The 1246-nt window shown below is 61.7% G+C and carries 1 protein-coding gene; it reads right to left on the reverse strand.

What is annotated here, in order from left to right:
* Positions 1-30 precede the first annotated feature (30 nt).
* Positions 31-1187 (reverse strand): IS3 family transposase gene (locus BMZ19_RS22010; protein ID WP_090313889.1). Its coding sequence is split into 2 segments (ribosomal slippage): positions 31-929 and positions 929-1187, totalling 1158 coding nucleotides; the frame shifts between segments, so codons are not numbered across the junction.
* Between the last annotated feature and the right edge of the window lie 59 nt (positions 1188-1246).

Here is a 1246-nt window from a genome sequence, read left to right on the forward strand (position 1 = left end):
TGATCTTGCCCAGCAGTCGTGGACACGGGTTTAAGCACTCATCCGGGCCTCGAAGGCCTCCGGGCTGATGTGCCCCAACGTGCTGTGACGCCGCTGGCGGTTGTAGTCGGTTTCGATGTATTCAAACACGGTTTCACGCATCTGGGCGCGGCTCATGAAACGCTCGCCGTGGATGCATTCGACCTTCAGGCTGTGGAAGAAGCTCTCCGCACAGGCATTGTCGTAGCAGTTGCCCTTCGCGCTCATGCTGCATCGCAAGTGATGGGCTCGGATCAGTTCCTGGTAAGCCGCCGAGCAGTACTGGCTGCCACGGTCGCTGTGCACGATCACCCCCTTGGGCTGCTTGCGCCGCCATAGCGCCATGCGTAAAGCATCGCAGACCAGATCGGCCGTCATGCGTTCGCCCATGGCCCAGCCGATCACCATCCGTGAGTACAGGTCGATGACCACTGCCAGATACAGCCAGCCTTCCTCCGTGTGCAGGTAGGTGATGTCGCCCACCCATTTCTGGTTCGGCGCTGCTGCTGTGAAATCCTGCTCGAGCAGGTTCTCTGCCACTGGCAGCGAGTGTCGGGAGTTGGTCGTGGCCTTGAACTTCCTGGCGGCCTTGGCGCGCAGTCCTTGGCGTTGCATCGAAGCTGCAACCGTCTTGCGATTGCAGGGCAGCCCGGCTTCCCGCAGATCGTGGCACAGCCGTGGAGCCCCGCTGCGGCCCTTACGTGCGCTGTATGCCTGCGCAACCTGCCGATCCAACTCGGCTCTTCGCTGGTGGCGCATCGACGTCCTGCGTGAACACCAGGCGTAGAAGCCGCTGCGGGCGACGCCCAGCACGCGGCACATGCTCTTCACCGGGAACCGCACGGCGTGCGCTCTCATGAAGGCGTACTTCACTTGAGGCTTTTGGCAAAGTACGCGGCGGCCTTTTTTACAATGGCCAGCTCCTCAGCTTGCTCAGCCAGCAGCCGCTTGAGCCGGGCGTTCTCGTCGGCCAGCGACTGCTCGCGCTCGCTGCTGGTCTGGGTCTGCTGCTTCTTGCTCCGCCAGCCGTAGAGCTGGGATGCATGGAGGCCGAGCTGTTCGGCAGCCTTACTGACGCCGATTCGCTCGGCCAAAGCCAGTGCTTCGTCCTTGTAGGCTTGGGAATGACGGGTGCGGGTTTGCTTCATCGGGGTTGCTTGTCTTGCCATGGTTCACCTCGTTGCAGTTTATCGCTTAACGGGGTGTCCACTGGAACTGGGCAAGATCA

This window comes from Pseudomonas linyingensis, from assembly GCF_900109175.1.
Classification (GTDB): domain Bacteria; phylum Pseudomonadota; class Gammaproteobacteria; order Pseudomonadales; family Pseudomonadaceae; genus Geopseudomonas; species Geopseudomonas linyingensis.